This window comes from Streptomyces himastatinicus ATCC 53653, assembly GCF_000158915.1.
GTDB classification, from domain to species: domain Bacteria; phylum Actinomycetota; class Actinomycetes; order Streptomycetales; family Streptomycetaceae; genus Streptomyces; species Streptomyces himastatinicus.
On the sequence record NZ_GG657754.1, the window covers coordinates 8,821,908 to 8,841,007 of the forward strand.

Annotated in this window: 14 protein-coding genes and 1 pseudogene; all 15 read right to left on the reverse strand. The window is 71.6% G+C overall.

Going from position 1 to position 19,100, the window contains the following annotated elements; genetic code table 11:
* Nucleotides 1-2 precede the first annotated feature (2 nt).
* A complete protein-coding gene (locus SSOG_RS37700; protein ID WP_009719557.1) occupies nt 3-554 on the reverse strand; it encodes a dTDP-4-dehydrorhamnose 3,5-epimerase family protein in 552 nt (183 codons plus the stop codon).
* Nucleotides 551-1,750 (reverse strand): polysaccharide pyruvyl transferase family protein, encoded by a 1,200-nt coding sequence (locus SSOG_RS37705; protein WP_009719558.1) that lies wholly within the window; start codon nt 1,748-1,750, stop codon nt 551-553. The genes SSOG_RS37700 and SSOG_RS37705 overlap by 4 nt, the downstream gene beginning before the upstream one ends.
* Nucleotides 1,747-2,703 (reverse strand): glycosyltransferase family 2 protein, encoded by a 957-nt coding sequence (locus SSOG_RS37710; protein ID WP_009719559.1) that lies wholly within the window; start codon nt 2,701-2,703, stop codon nt 1,747-1,749. Before SSOG_RS37710 ends, SSOG_RS37705 begins: the two co-directional genes overlap by 4 nt.
* Nucleotides 2,700-3,998 carry an MATE family efflux transporter gene (locus SSOG_RS37715; protein WP_009719560.1) on the reverse strand — a complete coding sequence of 433 codons (1,299 nt, stop codon included), beginning with the start codon at nt 3,996-3,998 and terminating at the stop codon, nt 2,700-2,702. The genes SSOG_RS37710 and SSOG_RS37715 overlap by 4 nt, the downstream gene beginning before the upstream one ends.
* Complete coding sequence (locus SSOG_RS37720) at nt 3,995-5,278, reverse strand: DUF4910 domain-containing protein (protein ID WP_009719561.1); 1,284 nt, start codon at nt 5,276-5,278, stop codon at nt 3,995-3,997. Before SSOG_RS37720 ends, SSOG_RS37715 begins: the two co-directional genes overlap by 4 nt.
* Nucleotides 5,266-6,291 carry an NAD-dependent epimerase/dehydratase family protein gene (locus tag SSOG_RS37725; RefSeq protein WP_009719562.1) on the reverse strand — a complete coding sequence of 342 codons (1,026 nt, stop codon included), beginning with the start codon at nt 6,289-6,291 and terminating at the stop codon, nt 5,266-5,268. Before SSOG_RS37725 ends, SSOG_RS37720 begins: the two co-directional genes overlap by 13 nt.
* A 3-nt stretch (nt 6,292-6,294) precedes the next feature.
* Nucleotides 6,295-6,942: a PIG-L deacetylase family protein gene (locus SSOG_RS37730; RefSeq protein WP_009719563.1), complete on the reverse strand. Its 648-nt coding sequence runs from the start codon at nt 6,940-6,942 to the stop codon at nt 6,295-6,297.
* Nucleotides 6,939-7,733, reverse strand: a complete 795-nt coding sequence (locus SSOG_RS37735) for a glycosyltransferase family protein (protein ID WP_009719564.1) — start codon at nt 7,731-7,733, stop codon at nt 6,939-6,941. The genes SSOG_RS37730 and SSOG_RS37735 overlap by 4 nt, the downstream gene beginning before the upstream one ends.
* Nucleotides 7,730-8,965 (reverse strand): class I SAM-dependent methyltransferase, encoded by a 1,236-nt coding sequence (locus tag SSOG_RS37740; protein WP_009719565.1) that lies wholly within the window; start codon nt 8,963-8,965, stop codon nt 7,730-7,732. The genes SSOG_RS37735 and SSOG_RS37740 overlap by 4 nt, the downstream gene beginning before the upstream one ends.
* Complete coding sequence (locus SSOG_RS37745; protein WP_039942362.1) at nt 8,962-10,173, reverse strand: glycosyltransferase; 1,212 nt, start codon at nt 10,171-10,173, stop codon at nt 8,962-8,964. The genes SSOG_RS37740 and SSOG_RS37745 overlap by 4 nt, the downstream gene beginning before the upstream one ends.
* Before the next feature lie 8 nt (nt 10,174-10,181).
* Nucleotides 10,182-11,422, reverse strand: a pseudogene (locus SSOG_RS37750) (O-antigen ligase domain-containing protein).
* Nucleotide 11,423: 1 nt separating this feature from the next.
* Nucleotides 11,424-12,962 carry a right-handed parallel beta-helix repeat-containing protein gene (locus tag SSOG_RS37755; protein WP_009719568.1) on the reverse strand — a complete coding sequence of 513 codons (1,539 nt, stop codon included), beginning with the start codon at nt 12,960-12,962 and terminating at the stop codon, nt 11,424-11,426.
* Nucleotides 12,963-12,971: 9 nt separating this feature from the next.
* Nucleotides 12,972-14,957: a heparinase II/III family protein gene (locus SSOG_RS37760; protein WP_039939643.1), complete on the reverse strand. Its 1,986-nt coding sequence runs from the start codon at nt 14,955-14,957 to the stop codon at nt 12,972-12,974.
* Nucleotides 14,954-17,146 (reverse strand): bi-domain-containing oxidoreductase, encoded by a 2,193-nt coding sequence (locus SSOG_RS37765; RefSeq protein WP_039939645.1) that lies wholly within the window; start codon nt 17,144-17,146, stop codon nt 14,954-14,956. Before SSOG_RS37765 ends, SSOG_RS37760 begins: the two co-directional genes overlap by 4 nt.
* Nucleotides 17,143-19,098: an asparagine synthase (glutamine-hydrolyzing) gene (gene asnB / locus SSOG_RS37770; protein ID WP_009719571.1), complete on the reverse strand. Its 1,956-nt coding sequence runs from the start codon at nt 19,096-19,098 to the stop codon at nt 17,143-17,145. The genes SSOG_RS37765 and asnB overlap by 4 nt, the downstream gene beginning before the upstream one ends.
* Nucleotides 19,099-19,100 lie beyond the last annotated feature (2 nt).

Consider the following 19,100-nt stretch of genomic DNA (forward strand, 5'->3'; position numbering starts at 1 on the left):
CTTCAGCTCTCTTTCTGCTTCAGGACGTCGGCGAGGCTCGGCGCCTCCCGGTCCCGCTGGGACATCGATGTGGCGGGCAGCGGCCAGGGAATGGCGAGCTCCGGGTCGTCGAAGGCGATCGTCACGTCCTCCGCCGGATCGTGCGGGCGGTCGATCCGGTACGAGGTGTCGGCGGTTTCGGTCAGCGCCTGGAAGCCGTGCGCGCACCCCGCCGGGATGTACAGGGTCGTCTGCGTCTCGCCGGACAGCTCGAAGAAGGCCCGGCCCAGGTAGGTCGGCGAGTCCGTCCGCAGGTCCACGATGACGTCGAAGATCTTCCCGTACGAGCACCGCACCAGCTTGGCCTCGCCGGCGCCGGAGCGCAGGTGCAGGCCGCGCAGTACGCCCCGTACCGAGCGGGACAGGCTGTCCTGGACGAAGGCGTCCGGGTCGAGGCCCACCGAGCGGACCACCTCGGCGTCGAAGGTGCGGCAGAAGAAGCCGCGTTCATCGGCGTACGGGGTCGGCTCGAAGAGGTACGCGCCGGAGATCTCCGGGACTTCGGTCGCTTTCATCGGGTCTCCTGCGGGGCGGTCGGCGGGAACAGGGTCGAGGTCAACGTGGCGAACTGGCGGGCGAGTTGCCGTGTCGCGGCCTCGTTGCGTTCGGTGAGGGTCCGGCGTAGCTCCGCCGCGTGTTTCTCCAAAGACCGGAACTGGTCGAGGAGTCGGTCGGCGTCGACCTCGCGGGCCGGGTGGCAGTACGCGCCGAGGCCCATCCGGTCCATGAGCGCGTCGCTCTTCGCCGCGTAGCTCACGGCGAGGGTCGGAGTCCCGGACTTCAGGGCGCAGACCAGATTGTGGTAGCGGGTCGCCACCACGGTGTCGGCGGCAGCCGTCTCCTTCATCAGGTCGGCGAGGGAGGCCGTCTCGGCGGCGGTGACCAGCGGCGAGTCCACCGCGTCGAGGATCGCGGCGACCACCGGCGCGTCGCAGGCGTCGCCGGTGAGCAGCCGGACCGGGCGGCCGTCCTCGGCCAGTGCGCGCACGAAGGCGGTCGTCCCGGCGAGGTAGCGGCGGTGGATCTCCTCGGCCCGGGCGCGGTCGTCGTTGCCGCCGTGGAAGTCCATGACGCCGACGCAGACCGTGCCCGAGGACCCGGCGGCCGACGGCGTCGGCAGGGCGAACGCGAGGTCCGGGTAGACCTCGTCGCGCGCGGTGTCCACGCCCATCGCCCGCATCGCGTCGCGGGACAGGGTGTCCCGGTACGAGCGGTAGGCGGCGAGCCGCGCCGACCAGCGCACCAGGGCCCGGGTCGGCCGGGCCCCGATCGGGGCGGCGCCGACACCGACCAGCGCGACCCGGGTGCCGATCAGCCGGCCACTCGCGCAGAGCAGGAACAGCGAGTACGGGAAGCCCCACGGCCGCAGCGGCAGCGTGGCCTCCAGGACGCCCATCCCGGGCACGATCACCACGTCGTGCCGGCGCACCCAGGCGGCGGTGCGGACGGCGTCGACGAGTTTTCCCAGACCCTTGGCCGCGATCGCGCCCGCACGTGACGCGGTCCGGTACTCCCCGCGGTACCAGTGCAACCGCGTCGCGGGGATGCCGTACCGGGTCGCGACGGTCTCGGGTCCGCCGCACAGCGCGTCCACGACCGCCTCCGGGTGCTCCGCGCGGAGGTAGCCGAGCACGGCCTCGAGCGACCCGTCGTTGCCGAGGTTGCCGGAGCCGAGCAGGCCGAACACCCCCACCCGGGTGGGGGACTTCATGCCCGCCGCCCCTCACGGCCGGCGACGAGGGCGTCGACGGAGACGGTGAGCTTGGCCGGATCGATCGGGGCGCGGTCCTCGACCCGCTCGCCGGCACCCGGCCGGGCCCGGCTGGTCATCCAGGCGGCCAGGTGGCGGTAGCACGCGCGCCGGTCGGCCGCGGACAACGGAGCCCGCCGGATCGCCGCGACGAAACCCCAGACGTACTCGGCGAGCAGCCGCGGCGTCGGGTGCAGCAGGCCCGCCCGGCGCGGGTCGAGGTTGACGCACCGGGAGCGCTTCGACGGGTTCGCCCGCTCGGCGCGGGTGGGGTGGTCGCGGCGGAAGTACAGCAGCTCCGGCACCTGGTGGAAGGGCCCGTGCAGGCCGATCTCGGTGACGAAGGTGCGGTCCGCGTGGTGGTAGCTGTCGTGCGGCTTCACCCGGCGCAGCACGTCGGCCCGCATCACCCCGTAGAAGTCGTCGCCGCCGGGCTCGAACAGCATGCTGCGGAAGCGCTCGGGCGCGCGCGGCGAGTCGGTGGCGAGCCCGTACTCGTACGGGACCTTCACCTGGCCGTCGCCGTCGATGACCGCCTGGTCGGCGTGCGCGAGGATCACGTCCGGCCGCTCGTCCAGCGCCTCCACGCAAGCCCGCAGCAGGTCCCGGGCGTACAGGTCGTCGTGCGAGGCCCACTTGAACAGTTCGCCGTGGCACTGGGTGAACACATAGTTGTGGTTCGGCGCGGCGCCGATGTTCCGGGACAGCCGGATGTACCGGATACGCGAGTCCTGCGCGGCGTACTTGCGGCAGATGTCCTGGGTTCCGTCGGTCGAGGCGTTGTCGGAGATGACCAGCTCGAAATCCTCGTAGGTCTGGCCGAGCAGGGCGTCGAGCGACTCGGCGAGGTACTCCTCGCCGTTGTACACGGGCAGGCCGATGCCCAGCCGGGGAGTGCGGCCAGAGACAGTCATGACGTCCTCACTTCGGGGATGGGGTTCTGGTGGCGCTCGCGCAGGGCGGAGCGCAGTTGGAGCCACCACACGGCCGAACCGCAGACGGTCGCGGCGGCGACGCCCCAGGCCGAGCCGACCGTGCCGGACACGGCAGCGCCGCCGAGCCCGCCGATGACGTAGCAGGCGGAGGCGATCAGTTGGCTGCGCAGGCTGCGCCGGGCCGCGCCGAGCGCGCGCAGCCCGGCCGCAGCGCCGGTGCCGAGGCCGGCGCCCGCGACGCCGAGCGTGACCGGCACGATGAGCTCCGAGGCGGAGCTCCAGACGTCGCCGAGCACGAACTCGCCGAGCCGGTCCGGCATCAGGAGCAGGGCCGAGCCCCACAGCAGCGCGCCGACGGCCTGTCCGCCGCCCAGGAGGAGGCAGAACCGGCCGAGGCGGTGCGGGGCCTGCCGCAGCACCCGCGCCGCCTCCGGGACGGTGACCAGGGACAGCCCCATCAGAACGGCGAGGAACGGGCCGAGCAGGAGCTCGGCGCCCCGCACCGCGCCCACCGCGCCGACCCCGACGATGGCGCCGAGCCCGTAGGCCCGCAGTTGGCTCGCGCCGCTGAGGCAGGTGTTCTCGACCAGGTACCGGTAGCCGAGATCGCGCTGTTCGCGCAGCCATCCGCGCGCCTTGGCCACCCGGGGCCGGATGCCGGACTGGAGGTAGCCGTACGCGGCGGCCACCGTGGCGGACGCGCCCCAGGCGAGCACGAACGCGGCGACGGTTCCCACGCGGGCCGCCACGAGCATGGCGGGCACGAGCGCGACGCCCCAGACGACGTCGTTGAGGAACGCCTTGCGTCCGGTGCCCGCGGCGAAGAACGAGAACCGCCAGGCGTCCTGGAGCAGCAGTCCCGGCAGCATGACACCGAGGGCGACGAACGCGGGCCCCAGACGACCGCCGACGGTGAGCCCGGTCACCAGGCACGCCGCGCCGATGGCCGCGCCGACGCCGAGCGCGGTCCCCGTCGATCTGGCCACGGCCCCGCGCCAGGACGCGTCGGACACGCCGCTGAAGCGCACCACGAGAGGGTCGGTGGCAAGGCCGCGGGAGATGTTGAGGACCACGCCGTAGGTCACCCAGGCCAGGCTGAACACGCCGAACGCGGTCACCCCGAGCGAGCGGGCCACGTAGAGGCCCACCACGAAGTTGGACATGCTGGAGGCCGCCTGGTCGGCCAGGCCCCAGGACAGCCTGCCGACGAGGGCCCGCTTGGCGGAACCGCCCGGTCTCGTGGCCCTTTCCCCCTCGGTGGTCGGGTGCGTCATGCCTTGATCAACCCTGCGCCGTGCAAGGCGTCGGCCGCGGTGGCGACGGTGTCGAACGGCAGCCCGGACTGCTCGGTGACGTCCAGCAGACTGTGCTCACCGTCGGACAGGTTGAGCACCCAGAGCATGGCCATCTGGGCCTGCTTGGTGTCGCTGCGGCCGCCGAGCGCGTCGTACAGCCCGCGTCGGCCCAGCTGCGGTTCGCCGTAGGGGCTGAGGTTGACGTAGCTCCGGTTGCGGTCGAGCACGGCGAACGCCTCGCGGCACACGGCGAGGGTGTCCGCCATCGCCTCCGGGGAGACGAAGTCCAGGTTGTCCGCCGACGTGTGGTACTCGGGGTAGCCCGCGTACGGGGTCCGGGTGAGCGAGCCCACGCCGAGGTTGAATCCGGGCGAGCAGAATTGCCGCTCGTCGTAGCCGTACGGAGTGAACTCGTTGACCTGGTGCGGGCGTTCGGACGCGGCCAGCACGTGCCGCATCACCCGGTCGATCTCCGCGTCGCCGCGCCTGCTCCGCTTGTACGTCAGCGGGCCCGGGTCGCCCGCGCAGGCCAGCACCAGGCCGTGCTTGACCCGGTCGATCCGCTCCGCATTGCGGGCCAGCCAGGTGATCGCCCCGATGGTGCCGGGCGCGAACAGGAAGCGGTACGTGTAGTACGGCGTCCGCTCCGCCAGCGCCCGGGCCAGATACGCCGCCACCGCGATGCCGGCCAGGTTGTCGTTGGCCAGCGACGGGTGGCAGACGTGGCAGGAGACGATCACCTCGTCGGGGACCTGCCCGGGGACCACGTGCTCGGCGTAGGTGAGGTGGCCATCGGCGAGGGTGGAGTCGATGCGGACCTCGTACTCACCGTCCGGCATCGCGTCCAGGGTCTCCTGGGCCAGGCAGAACCCCCATTCCGGCCTGTAGTAGCTGGTGCGGTACGGCACCCAGGTCGGGTGGTCCGGAAGCGTGTGCAGGTGCGCGCGCAGCTCGGACAGCGGCATGGTCGCCGACACCGGCACGCTGTAGCCGAGCACATGCAGGCTGGACGCGGCGAAGTCGACGATCCGGTTGCCCGCGGCGTCGGCGATGTACGCGTCCCGGATGTTCCACTCCTGCGGCACCGTCCAGTCGAGCACCTGGGTCCCGGTCGGCACCTCGTGCACCTGTAGGGGGATGTACTCGCCGACGATGTCCAGGGTGGCGCGCACACCGTCGCCGGTGATGCTCCGGCACAGCGGGTACAACCGCTCCACCAGCGCGTGCATCTCTTCGCCGACCGTGGTCACCGGCGCCACCGCAGAGTGTCGTCGACGGCGCCGGTGGCGGATGCCGCGCGCAGCACGGCAAGGCGGGTGAAACGTCGCTCGAAATCGTCCTTGGTCAGCCCGTGCTTCCGGTAGGCGTCGGCGAGTTCGAGCGCGCCCTGCTTCACGGTCCACTCGCAGTCGAAGCCGCGTATCGCGGCGCGGAACCGGGAGAAGTCCACGCGGTACGACCGCGGATCGGCACCGTTCTCCCCGGTGATCCTCACCTTCGCGCCGGACACCGCCTCGGCGACCTGCTCGGCGATCTCGGCGACCGTCACGTTGTTGATCTCGCTGCCGATGTTGAACGCCCGGTCGTGCACCGCCTCGCGCGGCGCGGTCAGCGCGGCCGTGAAGGCCCGTGCGATGTCGGCGGCGTGCACCAGCGGGCGCCAGGGGGTGCCGTCGGAGAGCACCAGCACCTCGCCGGACAGGAGCGCGTGGCCCACCAGGTTGTTCAGCACGATGTCGGCGCGCAACCTGGGGGAGTAGCCGAAGGCGGTGGCGTTGCGCATGTACACCGGGCTGAAGTCGCCGTCGGACAGCGCGTGCAGGTCGTCCTCCACCCGCACCTTGGACTCCGCGTACGGCGTCACCGGCCGCAGCGGGGCGTCCTCGGCCACCAGGTCGTCGCCGCCGGTGGCGCCGTACACCGAGCAGGTCGACGCGTACAGGAAACGCCGCACTCCGGCGTCCCGGGCCAGTCGGGCGAGGCGTACGGACGCGTGGTGGTTGATGTCGTAGGTGAGCTCCGGCGCCAGCGAACCCAGCGGGTCGTTGGACAGCGCGGCCAGGTGGATCACCGCGTCCACCCCTGCCACGTGTTCGGCCGTGACGTCGCGCAGGTCCACCCGGTGCCCCGACGGGTCCGCGGGTGTCGGGCCGAGGACACAGCCGGCGAACAGCCCGGCGTCAAGACCGACGACCTCGTGTCCGGCGGCGTTGAGCACCGGGGCCATCACGGTGCCCAGGTAGCCCTGGTGTCCGGTGAGCAGTACGCGCAAGGTTCAATCCCCCAGGTCGAGAGTGAGTTTGGTGACGGCGAACGCCTCGGCGTAGCGGGCGTGGCATTCGATGCCGCGGATCCGTGCGAGACCGAGGAAGGCTTCCCGGTCGTACCAGGGCCGGTGCCGCTGCGAGGCGTAGTGCTCCTGCAACAGCCGCACCTTCTCTTCGGCGATCTCCGGCGACAGCGGCTGGTACGCCGCCGGACGGCCGAGATCGCCGTCCCACTTGACGATCTCGTAGCCGAGCACGAGGTGGTCGCGGAACGCGGTGGGCATCAGCTGCGCCAGGCCGCGGTGATCCTGGTGGGCGTCGTCGGTACGCGGGGCCAGGATCAGGTCCGGCTCGGTCTGCCTGCGCAGTTCCTCGACCGCGGCCTTGGCCTCGTCCCAGTGCACGGGCATCCGGCCGTCCGGCAGCTTGAGCACGGTCAGCCGCAGGTCGGCGCCCGGGCAGAAGGCGGCGAGCGCCGCCCGCTCCTCCTGCTCGCGCTCGCTGCCGCCGCCGGAGAGCACCAGCGCGTCGACACGGAGACCCGGCCGCGCGTGGCACAGGGTCAGCAGCGTGCCACCGGCGCCGATGGCGATGTCGTCGCAGTGCGCACCCACCGCGACGATCCGGTCCAGGGGTCCGGCCCCGAGCCGGATCACGCGCTCACCGCCGCGTTGTCCCGTTCCCACACGGCCCATGGGCGGTCGCCCCGGGCGTACGCGGCGTCGAGCGCGGCCCGCTCCTTCACGGTGTCGGTCGGCTTCCAGAAGCCCCGGTGCTGGTGCGCCACCAGCCGCCCCTGCTTGGCCAGTTGGGCGCATCCGTCGGCGACCAGGTCCCCGTTCTCCGGTATGTGGTCGAAGACCTCCTGGCGGAGCACGAAGTATCCGCCGTTCTCCCACAGCGGCAGTTCGCTCACCGCGGTGATGCCCCCCACCAGTCCGTCCTCGCCCAGCTCCACGCAGTGGAACGAGGACTGCGGCGGCACCACCATCATCGACGCACCGGCGTCGCGGCGGGCGAACCGGTCGATCATCTCCGGCAGCGGGGCGTCGGTGAGCACGTCGGCGTAGTTGGCGAGGAACATCTCGTCGCCGTCGAGGTGGTGGCGCACCCGGCGCAGCCGCTCCCCGATCGGTGACTCGATGCCGGTCTGCGCGAACGTGATCGTCCAGTCCGAGATGTCGGTGGACAGCAGCTCGGTCCGCCCGCCCCGCAGGACGAAGTCGTTGGACGTCGTCTCCTCGTAGTTGAGGAAGAAGTCCTTGATGTGGTGGGCCCCGTAGCCGAGGCACAGGATGAACTCCGTGTGCCCGAAGTGCGCGTAGTAGCGCATGACGTGCCAGATCAGCGGTCTCGGGCCGACCATCGCCATCGGCTTGGGCACGTCGTCGGCGGCGCCGCTGCGCATCCGCATCCCGTAACCGCCGCAGAACAGGACGACCTTCATCGCTTTACCTCGACAATGCTCAGTTCCGGGATGGGAAAGACAAGGCGGCCGCCCCAGTCGTGCACGAAGGACAGCTGCTCGACCAGCTCGGCCCGCAGGTTCCACGGGAGGACGAGGACGTAGTCCGGCCTGTCGGCGGCAATCTGCTCGGGCGGCAGGATCGGGATGCGGGTGCCCGGGGTGAACCTGCCGTGCTTGTAGGGGTTGCGGTCGACCGTGTACGGGAGCAGGTCGGGCCGGATGCCGCAGTGGTTGAGCAGGGTGTTGCCCTTGCCCGGGGCGCCGTAGCCGACGACCGTCTCGCCGCGCTCGGCCGCTGTGATGAGGAACCGCAGCAGATCCCGGCGCACCTTGGCCACCCGGGCGGAGAACTCGGCGTACCCGGACAGCTCCTGCAACCCGGCGGCCTTCTCCCGGGCCAGCACGTCCGATACGCGCTGCGTCGGCTCACCGGCCACCTCGGCCGGCCTGGCCCACAGCCGGATGGATCCGCCGTGGGTGGGCAGCAACTCGACGTCCACGAGCGTGAGTCCGCCGCTGGCGAGGGCCCGGATCGCGGACGCGACCGTGTAGTACTGGAAGTGCTCGTGGTAGATCGTGTCGTACTGGTTCTCCTCGATCAGGGTCAGCAGGTGCTGCACCTCGATGGAGACCCAGCCGTCGTCGGCGACCAGGGCGCGCAGCCCCTGGGTGAACCCGACCACGTCGGGGATGTGCGCGTACACGTTGTTGGCCACGACCAGGTCCGCCGGGCCGTGCTCGGCGCGGACGGCCGCTCCGGTGTCCGGGGACAGGAACTCCGTGAGCGTGGGCACACCCTTGTCCCGCGCCGCGGCGCCGACGTTCACCGACGGCTCGATGCCGAGGCAGCGGATCCCCCGGTCCACCACGTGCTTCAGCAGGTACCCGTCGTTGCTCGCCACCTCGACCACGAAGGCGTCGGGGCCGAGACCCACCCGCGCTGCCGCGTCGGCGACGAACGTGCGCGCGTGCTCCACCCAGGAGGTCGAGTACGAGGAGAAGTACGCGTACTCCTCGAACGTCTCCTCCGGCGTGATCAGCGGAGGTATCTGCGCCAGCCAGCAGTCGGTGCAGACCCGCAGGTGCAGCGGGTACGCGGGCTCAGGCCGGTCCAGTTGGTCCGCGGCGAGAAAACTCTCGCACGGTGGCGTCGCCCCGAGATCGACGACGCTCGCCAGCTTCGCCGAGCCGCAGAGTCGGCATCGTGTCATGTACTGCCCCCCATTGATTCCGTCCGACCCGCGATCGCGGTGCGGTACTCATCCACCAGGCGCTCCAGCCCGACGGCCGGGCTGAAGCGCTGTTCGTAACGGCGCCGGGCCGCCTTCCCCATCTCCTGGTTGCGGGCCGGGTCGGCCGTGATCCGGCGCAGGCAGGACGCGAGCGAGGCGGGCTCGCCCGGCCGGTGCAGCAGCCCGGTCACCCCGTCCTCGACGAGTTCGACGAAGGCACCGTGGCCGGCGGCGACGGCCGGGACCCCCGCCGCCATCGCCTCCGCGACGACCAGGCCGAACGTCTCCATGGCCATCGAGGGAGCCACCACGGCGACCGACCGCGCGACGGCCTGCCTGCACTGATCCAGGTCGAGCAGGCCGACGTAGCGCACGTCGTCCCGGCCCGCCGCCCAGGCGGTCACCTCTCGCTCCAGTGGCCCCGCGCCGGCGAGCACGAGTGGCACACCCACGCCGCCGCTCGCCGCGATGTCGTCCCACGCGGCCATGAGCAGCCGCACGCCTTTGGGCTCCGCGAGCCGGCCGAGAAAGAGCAGCTGCTCACCGGCGCCCGCCCGGAAGGCGCCGGGGTCGGGTACGAAGTTGTGCTTCACCGTCAGCCGCTCGGGTGGCATGCCGGACCGCACCAGGACGTCGCGCTGCGCCGCCGAGATGCAGAAGAACCGCTCCACGCCGGACCACCACCGCCGCCGGTTGACCGTCAGACTGACCGCGAGCGGCACCGTCGCAAGGCGGGAGTTCCGGTAGCAGCCGTGCCGGACGGCGGGCAGCGACGCCACCGACCCGACGCATTCGAAGCACGGCCGGCCGTCCCGGTGCAGCGTGCCGGGCGGGCAGACCTGGGTGTAGTTGTGCAGCGTGGCGACGGCGGGTATGCCGGCGTCGGCGCAGGCGGCGAGGACCGCGGGGGACAGGAGCGGGAAGACGTTGTGGATGTGCACCACGTCCGGCCGCTCGGTGCGCAGCCGGGCGGCGAGCTCCGCGCGGACCGCCGGGTTCCACGGTACGAGGAGCGGCACCGCGGCCTTCCCGGGGAGGGACCGGCCGGCGATGTCGTCGCTGCGCCGCTCGAACACCTCGACCCGGTGGCCGGCCGCGCGCAGCAGCCCCACTTCCTGGTCGACGACCCTGTTCTCCCCGCTCGGCTGCGCCGAGGAGTAGCGGTTGTGCACCACGAGGACGTGCATGCGGGGGGTCACCTCCGGGCCCATCGCGGGATACGTCGTTGAGGGACTGCGGGCGTCATGAAGGGGGTGGCCGTCGCGCGGGGCGTGGCCGTGGCCGGTGCCGCGAGGAGCGAGGCGGCCAAGGCCAGATGCAGCAGATACGGCGAGGCGTCGCCGAGACCGGCCTCGGTGTACGACGAGATCGCGACGTAGCTGATCAGGAAGATCGCGCAGGCCCTCGGCAGCGACGGTGGTCGCAGCAGTGCGACGCCGGCGAGGACGATGATGATCGCCGCCACGAGGGTGACGCCGATCAGACCCTGCTCGTTGTAGACGGCCAGCCAGCTGTTGTCGATCGGCAGCCCGCCGAACGACTTGTCGCCCAGGCCCACGCCGAACGCCTGCTCCGCGGCCGTACGGGGCGCTGCCAGCAGGGCGTCCCAGACCTTGGCCCGACCGGTGAGGTTGGAGAAGTTCTCCTTGCTCTGTCCGCGCAGGAACCACGCCTGTAGCGCGGAGGCGAACACCACTGCGGCCACCGCGGCGACCAGCACCGCCCAGGCGAAGAACCGGCGGGCGGCAGCGCTGGTCAGGACGAGTGAGCCGATCGCCAGCACCAGCCCGATGAGCAGGCCGACCGTGGCCGTCCGGGTATGGGTCAACGCGAGCAGGACGAGGGACGGCACGATCACGAACGCCGCGCTGCCCCTGGTGGTCCGGCGGCCGAGTACGAGCAGCACCGTGAGCCCGATGATCACCGCGGCGTACTGTCCGATCTGCGGCGGGGGTGAGCGGCACCAACGCCGCCGGACCAACCGCCCGCCGTAGTACTCCGGGCCAGGGCCGTGCCCGGTGAGATGGCCAGCCCGGCGGCCGCCGTCCCGAGCGCCGCGAAGTACATCCGGATGTGGTGCCGGACGAACGTCAGGCTGCCGTCCCACCAGCGGCTGAGCAGCCACAGCGTGCCGACGAAGAGCGCCAGCCGGGTGCAGCGGAACAGCGCGCCGAACCCGACCTCCAGGTTCGCGCTGGAGATCACGCTCGGCACCAGCAGCAAGGTGAGCAGGAACACGAAGGCGCTGGGTCGGACGCGCAGCCGGGGGTTGAGCGCGAGCGCCAGCGTGAACGCGGCGACCAGCGCGCCCATGGTGGCCATCTGGATGAGGGAGCGGGGGAGCGGAACGATGGTCTTCGCCCCGGCGGAGCCGAGCGTGTTGAGGCCCAGCAACGCCCAGACGATCCCGACGGCCTTCGGCGTTTTCCCGTCCATCTCAACCACCGGCCCGTGGGGCGAAGGTGCTGCCCGCGTCTTGCCGGTACGGCGTGCCCTGCCACTGCCCGGAGTCGAACTGCTGATCCGTGTTCTCCGCGACGAAGCTCCACGGTCCGCCGTAGACGTTGTCGTGCCAGCGGTTGTGCTGCTTGTGGGCGATCGCGTCGGCCACCCGCTTTCCCTTGTACGGCGACCACTTCGGATAGGTGCCGTAGTTGGCGAGGACCGCCATGCGGCCGCATTCGGTCTCGCACTTGACGACCGACGTGTCCAGCAGGAAGCGGTTGTCGTGGATGTCCACCCGCTGCGTCTTCCAACGGCAGTCGGCGTAGAGCGGCGCGGTGGCGATCGCCGGCCTCGCGCAGCGCTTGGTGTCCTTCACCAGCAACGTGCAGTAGCCGGTCGAGGTGTTGGCCGGGCTGTTGCAGAACCGGTCGGCGTTCTCCCACAGGGTGATGCCGTTCCAGTTGTTCTCCAGCACGTTCCCGTGGATCTCTATCTTGTCCGTGCGGGCCCGGATCCGTGGTTCGCCGCCGGCCTCGGACACGTAGATGGTCGCGTACGGGAAGTTGTCGCCGCGGTCGGCGTACTTGCGGCCCTCGACCCAGTTGTTCCGCCGGATCGTGTTGTTCCGGATGACCGCGTTGTAGCTGGTCTCGTACATCAGCGCGGCACCGTCGTTGGCCTCGAGCAGGTTGCCCTCGATGCGGAAGTCGTTGTTGTTGTTGTCCGCCCACAGCCCGGCCCCGCGGTTGTCGTGCACCCAGTTGCCACGTATCTCGGCGCCGTTGACGGCCCAGAACTTGATGCCTCCGGTGCATCCGCAGCCCGGCTTCCGCCGCTCCCAGTCGTCGGTGTTGTTGCCCGTGATCTCGTTGTCCTCGACCACCAGCCCGCGGATGGAGTCGCCGGTCTTGTATGCGTTCATTCCGTACTGTCCGTTGCCGCGCAGGCAGTTGGCGCGGACGTGCTGGTGTGCACCGGCCATCAGCCCGGCGCCGGAGTTGTACTGGACCTTCGCGTGCTCGATCACCCACCCGTCGGCCATGTCGTGGTTGACCACGCCCTCATCGGGCGGCGCGACGAAGTGCTGCACGGTCAGGTAGCGGATGGTGACGTCGCGGGCGGTGCCGCTGAACGCGTAATTGTTCTTCTTCCCGCCGTCGAGCACCGCGCCCGGCGCGCCGAGGTAGCGGTTCCCCTTCTTGGCGATGACCTGGGCGTAGCGGTCCGGCTCGAGCCTGTGCTTGCCCGGCCGAAGCCAGAACGTGGTGCCCGGGGGGCTGCTCCTGGTCTTTTCGGCCAGGTCATCGACCACCCCGGGGTCGACCGTCACCGCGCCGGCCGGCGCCTTCGGCGGCCCGGTCGCGGGCTTGGCGCACACCCGGGCCACGGCCGTGGAGGGCGCCCCGGACGCGGATGGCGCATCGGTCGGCTCCGCCCCGGCGTCGGGCGTGCTCGTACAGCCGGTCGCCGTCAGCAGGACCAGCGCCAGCGGTGCCGCCGCCCACGCCCAGTGCCGCCGCTTCATCCCCACGCGCCCCCCCTAGCCGCGGAACCTGAGCACGGTGGTGAACCCCTCCGCGCCGTCGGTGAATCCGGTGCCGACCAGTGTGGTGATGGGTTCCTTGCGCCCGAAGCCGGCGGAGTACCAGCCCAGTGGCGGGTCGGTCTCGCCCCGATGCGCCTGCCAGTTCAGCTGCCCGGGCAGGTCGAGCACCGCTGAGCGGTCCTCGCCGTCCCGGGTCCAGGTGAGCTGGGCCCGGTTGTCCGCCAGGTCCGCGGTGATCGCGGGGCCGAGGTGGAACGCCAGCCGCGCGGCCCGGCGCGGGCCGCGTACCTCGTCGATGACCCTCAACTCGCGGCTCGCGGCCGTCAGTTCCACCCGGCGGCGGTGCACGGAGGGCCGGTAACCGTCGTGCTCGGCGCACCAGCGGACCGTCCCCCCGTCGGAGGCGCCGGACGTGTCCGCTGTGCCTGCTGTGTCCGCGACCAGGACGCGGCTGCGGGCATGCCCGGTCCACAGGAACGGGCCGCCGGAGACGGACTGATCACCGCCGTCCACTTGCAGGGTGTTGTGGCCGAGGGTCGACCGGAAGTACTGCCGCCACTCGGGCTGCCCGTGGTAGCAGAACGTCCCCGGGTCGGCGAGCACGTCGACCCCGTCGTGCCGGACCTCCACGGACAGCGCGTCCGCGTGAGCGTGCGCGGCGATGGACAGGAATCCGTGCGGACCGCCGTCGCAGCGGCACCAGATCTCTCCCGGACCGCGCAGGATGGTGAGCCCCGCGTCGGCGAAATGGCCTGGTCGGCTTGGTGGGCGGGGCACGGCCGGTGCGGTTCCACCTTTCGAGTACGGCCGGATGAGCGCGGCCAGCAGCGGGGTGCGCACATCGGTGCCGGTCACCGCCGGCCACCAGGTGAGCCGGCCGAACACGGCGTCCCCGGTGGCGAGCAGCGAGCCCCAGCGGTCGGTGCCCGCCCCGTCCACGACCAGACCGTGCCCGTCGTCCGCGTCGCCCTGGCGCGGCGGCCGCAGGTGGCTGTCCACGACGGCCGCGAGCGCGTCGGTCATCCGCAGCAGCACCAGCCGGATCGACGCGGGGACCGGCACGTCCGCGGCATCCGCCTCGGCCACCGCGGCCAGGCCGAGCTCCAGCACGAGTCCGTGGTACTCGGAGGCCAGCTCACGGTTGAGACCGGAGCCGAAGGTGTTGCCGCGCAGATGCCGCTCCAGCGACCGCAGCGCGTCGGCCCGCCAGCGCGCCGAGGAGGGGAACCACCCGAACGCGCAGGCCGCGGCGAACTGCCCGGCGGCCTCGGCGATGACGTGGTTGTTCGCCGAGGACCCCCGGCTGGGGAAGGCGGCCAGCCAGCGCTGGTGGTGCCAGATCTGGTTCAGCGCCACCGGGTTGTCCTCGAACAGACCGGCCGCGCCCGGCCAGCCGTCGAGCAGTCGGCGGATCCACACCCAGGACAGCAGCCGGATGCCCAGCTCGATGCCGCTGATCCAGTGCACGCCACGCAGCGGTGGGTTGGCAGCCCACCACGACCGCAGGTGCGCGGCCACGCGCTCGGCGTACCGCTCGTTCCCGGTGATCGCGTAGGCGGCGGCGAGCACGGTGAGGTACTGATGCCGGGACAGCTCCCAGATCTGCTTGATGTCCCCGACCGCGTCCTCGTTCCGGTACGGCACGTCGAAGGCGTAGCCCCACGGCGCCCGGCGCCCGGTCTTCGGGTCGCGCCACCAGTCCGGGTCGGCCAGGTCATCGCGGACCACCCCGAAATACTCGGCGTGCCCGTCCATCAGCCGGTCCGCCTCGGCGATGAGACGTTTCGCGGCGTCCGGAGGTACCGCGGCGATCGTCCCGGCGGGCAGTACCGCGCTGAACCGGGCGCCGGTCACGCTCGGGCAGTCCGGCCGCGCCGACCGCCACCGCCGCCTGCGCACCGCGTCGCCCACCCGGCCGCCGACCTCCCGCGGTCCCATTCGGGACAGCCGCCGCAGGTACCAGCCCGCGCTCATGCTCATCGCGTCCTCGCCAACGCCACCGGCGCACCGCCGGCCAGGGCGGTCTGCACGGCGAGGGTCGCCGCCGTGGTGGCGACCAGCGACTCCAGCGGCACCGGCATCGGCCCGCCGGTCCGCACGGCCTTGATGAACGCGGCCAGCTCGGCGTTCTGGCCCTTGTCCCGGGCCCTGGGCAGCCGCGAACTGACCCACCGCTTGCGGTCGTACACCGTGGCCCGGACGAAGTCGTCGAGCCGCAGCGCACGACCGTCCGCGACCAGGTCCAGCGTCTCCTTGGGGAAGCCGGCCGGGCCGGTGGTGACGTAGCTGATGGTGGCGGTGGAACCGTCCGGGTAGCGGAGCACGACCTGAAGGTCCTCGTTGCCGGACGTGGCGACCGCGTACACCGAGACCGGGTCGTCCCCGAGCAGCCAGCTCGCCGTGTCGATGAAGTGTCCGCCCTCGCCGGCGAACCGCGAGCCCTCGGTGCCTTGCCGGAGGTACCAGCTGCCGTGCGCGAGGCGGCCCGCGTTGACCAGGTAGCGCAGGTTCGCCGGACCGGTCCGGGCGCCGAACCGCTTCCTGGCCTCCTGGAGCAGCGGCGCGAACCGGCGATTGAAGCCCACCTGAAGCCGGTCGTTGCCGGACTCCTCCACCGCCGCGAGTACGCCGGCCAGCTCGTCCTCGGTGAGGGCCAGGGGCTTCTCCACGAACACGGTCTTGCCGGCCAGCAGCGCTTTTCGGGTCAGTTCGGCGTGCGAGCCGTGCCGGGTGACGATGAACACCGCGTCGATGGACTTGTCGCCGAGCACGGCGTCGAGGTCGGTGGTCGCCTCGGCGAAGCCGAACTTCCGTTTCGCGTTGGCCGCGGACAGCGCCGTCGTGGTGACGACGGTCGACAACACGACGCCGTCGCGCTGTTCCAGGTGCGGCAGCAGCATCGACGTCGCGTAGTTTCCGGCGCCCACGAACGCGAGGCGCGCCGAGGTGTTGGCGGACCGGGCCGGGGTGAACGCCCCGCTGCTGTGCCGCTTCACCGTGGGCACGGCCACCGCCGGGGCCCCGGCTTCCTCCGCCTGCTCTACGTGTTCGGGGTACCGGAACAGCACGGCCACGGCCTTCAGGTCGCCGTCCTTCAGGCTCTGGTACGTCTCGACGGCGTCATCGAAGTCGGCGACGTGGGAGACCAGAGGCTCCACGTCGACGCTGCCGCGGGCGAGGAGGTCGAGGAAGCACGCCAGGTTGCGGCGCTCGGTCCAGCGCACGTAGCCGATCGGGTAGTCCCGCCCCTCCAGCTCGTACTCCGGGTCGTAGCGACCGGGGCCGTAACTGCGGGAGAAGCGGACGTCGAGCTCTTTTTCGTAGTACGCGTTCCACGGCAGGTCCAGGCGGCACTTGCCGATGTCGACGACCCGGCCGCGGTCCCGGCAGAGCCGGGCGGCCAGCTCGACGGGCTCGTTGCTGCCGCCGCCGGCGGCCAGGTACACGTGGTCCACCCCGTGACCGCCGGTGAGCTCGGCGACGGCGGTCTCGACGGCCGCGGACGCCGGATCGCCGCAGGCCACAGCACCCAGGCGCGCGGCGAGTTCGCAGCGCACCGGGTCGGGGTCGGCCCCGACGACGCGGACTCCCGAGGCGGCGAGGAGCTGCACCACCAGCTGCCCGATCAGCCCGAGGCCGATGACCAGTGCCACGTCGCCGAGCTGCGGCTCGCCCTGGCGGACGCCCTGCAACGCGATCGACCCGACGGTGCCGAAAGCCGCGTGCCGCGGCGCGAGGCCGTCCGGTACCGGGGCGTAGAGGTTCTTCGGCACCCAGTTCAGCTCGGCGTGCAACGCGTGCTCATTGCCGGCGCAGGCCACGAGGTCGCCGACCTTCACATCGTCGATCCCGGCGCCGACCTGCTCGACCACCCCGCACAGCGAGTAGCCCAGCGGCGTGTAGGAGTCCAGCTTGCCCATCACCTTGCGGTAGGTGGCGGGCACCCCGTTGGTGGCCACGCTCTGCATGACCTTGGCCACCTGGTCGGGCCGGGAGCGGGCCTTGCCCAGCATCGACATGCCGGCCTCGGACACCTTCATGAGCTCGGTCCCGGTGGATATCAGCGAGTAGGCGCTGCGGACCAGCACACCGCCCGGCTTGCACCCCGGCACCGGCACGTCGAGCACCGCCAGCTCGCCGCTCTTGTAGTTCTGCACAACCTGTTTCACCCGAACTCCCCTGATTCCTCAGCCGTTAACCGAGTGCTCTGGCCGGACCCAGAGGTCGCGTCGCGATACCAGTACTCGAGGGTCAGCACATGCCACAGATGTTTGGAGAAGTCCCGCTGACCGGCGGCGTCCTCGGCGACGAGCCGCTGAAGCGCGTCGCGGCGCAGGAACCCGGAACGGACGAGCAGGCCGTCGTTCACCACCTCGCGCACCAGCGGTGCCAGGTCCCGGCTCATCCAGGCCCGCAGCGGAGCGCTGAACAGGCCCTTGGGCCGGTACACGATCTCCCGGGGCAGGATCGAGGTGGCCGCCTCCTTGAGGACGGCCTTGCCCTGCCGTCCGACGATCTTGCGCTCGCCGGGCACGGCGAACGCCGCCTTGACCACCTCGACGTCCACGTACGGCACCCGTACCTCGGTCGAGGCGGCCATGCTGGAGCGGTCCGTGTACGTAAGGTTCAGGCCCGGCAGGAACATCCGGGCGTCGGTCAGGCACATGCGGTTGACGAAGTCGTCGAGGTCGTTGTCCTGGTAGACATCCGCATGTTCGGTCAGCACGTCGTCGACCGTCCCGGCCAGGTCCGGATCGAGAAGGGCGAGCAGCTCGTCCTGGTCGTACATGGTGTAGCTGCGCCGGAACGCGGTCTCCTCCGGCAGATCGGCGAAGGAGAGGAACCGCTTCGCGAAGCGCACCGACCGGTACCCCCGCCGGGAGGTGGCGACCGGCAGCCGGTCCACGGCCGCGGACACCCCGCGGCGCAGCGGCCGCGGGACGCGCTGGTAGCGCAGCGCGATCAGGTTGGCCAGGTGCTTGCGGTAACCGGCGAACAGCTCGTCGGCGCCCATCCCCGAGAGCATCACCTTGACCCCGGCCTCCCGGGCGGCCGAGCAGATCAGGTACGTATTGATCGCGGCGGGATCGCCGATCGGCTCGTCCAGGTGGTACGTCATCTGCGGCAGCAGGTCGAGCACGTTCGGGGCGATCTCGATCTCGTGCAGATCGACGCCGAACCGCTCGGCCACCTGCCGGGCGTAGCGCAGGTCGTCCGGCATGGCCTCGAACTTGGCGTCCTCGGCGCGGAATCCGATCGTGTAGGCGGAGATCCCGGGTTGGTGGCGGGCCGCGAGCGCGGTCAGGTAGCTGGAGTCGAGACCGCCGGAGAGGAAGGTCGCCACGGGTACGTCGGAGAGCAGGTGGCGCCGGGTCGACTCCTCGACGATGGCGGCCAGGTCCGGCCGCTCGCCGCCCCGGGCCCGTTCCCGGCCCTCGGCTGCGATGTCCTTCAGGTTCCAGTAACTGCCGCGCTCCACCCGGCCGTCGGGCCGGATCCGCAGCCAGCTCCCCGGCGGCAGCTTCTCCGCCTCGCGGAACGCGCAGCGCGAGTCCGGCACCCAGTAGTACAACAGCGAGGCCACCAGCGCCGCATGGTCCACCTCCAGCGACCCACCCGTCGCGGCGGCGAGCGCCTTGAGCTCGGAGGCGAACACCAGGCCCTCGCCGCGCCGGAGCAGGAACAGCGGCTTGATGCCCAACTGGTCGCGGGCGAGCACCAGTTCACCGGTGCGCTCGTCGAAGATGCCGAACGCGAACATGCCGCGCAGCCGGGGCAGGCAGTCCCTGCCCCAGCGCCGCCAGGCCTCGAGCACCACCTCGGTGTCGGAGGTACCGCGGAAGCGCACCCCGGCGGCTGCCAGCTCGGCACGCAGCTCGGGCGCGTTGTACAGCTCACCGTTGTACGTCAGGGCGAGGCCGCCCGAGACCATCGGCTGGGCCCCGGTCCCGGACAGGTCGATGATGGCCAGTCGGCGGTGCCCGAGGTGCACTTCGCCGTCACCGGCGGGGTGGCTGTACCGGCCCGCCCCGTCCGGACCGCGGTGGGCGAGGGTATCGGTGAGCCGGTCGGTCACGGCCTTCCCGTCCGGCCACCGGTACGTGCCTGCGATGCCACACATGT

What these genes read in the sequence shown, in the direction of transcription:
- SSOG_RS37745 (WP_039942362.1), bottom strand. Translation starts at nt 10,173, where the DNA reads ATGCACGTCCTCGTGGTGCACAACCGCTACTCCTCGGCGCAGCCGAGC.
- asnB (WP_009719571.1), bottom strand. Translation starts at nt 19,098, where the DNA reads ATGTGTGGCATCGCAGGCACGTACCGGTGGCCGGACGGGAAGGCCGTG.
- SSOG_RS37735 (WP_009719564.1), bottom strand. Translation starts at nt 7,733, where the DNA reads ATGAAGGTCGTCCTGTTCTGCGGCGGTTACGGGATGCGGATGCGCAGC.
- SSOG_RS37710 (WP_009719559.1), bottom strand. Translation starts at nt 2,703, where the DNA reads ATGACTGTCTCTGGCCGCACTCCCCGGCTGGGCATCGGCCTGCCCGTG.
- SSOG_RS37760 (WP_039939643.1), bottom strand. Translation starts at nt 14,957, where the DNA reads ATGAGCATGAGCGCGGGCTGGTACCTGCGGCGGCTGTCCCGAATGGGA.
- SSOG_RS37700 (WP_009719557.1), bottom strand. Translation starts at nt 554, where the DNA reads ATGAAAGCGACCGAAGTCCCGGAGATCTCCGGCGCGTACCTCTTCGAG.
- SSOG_RS37705 (WP_009719558.1), bottom strand. Translation starts at nt 1,750, where the DNA reads ATGAAGTCCCCCACCCGGGTGGGGGTGTTCGGCCTGCTCGGCTCCGGC.
- SSOG_RS37715 (WP_009719560.1), bottom strand. Translation starts at nt 3,998, where the DNA reads ATGACGCACCCGACCACCGAGGGGGAAAGGGCCACGAGACCGGGCGGT.
- SSOG_RS37740 (WP_009719565.1), bottom strand. Translation starts at nt 8,965, where the DNA reads ATGACACGATGCCGACTCTGCGGCTCGGCGAAGCTGGCGAGCGTCGTC.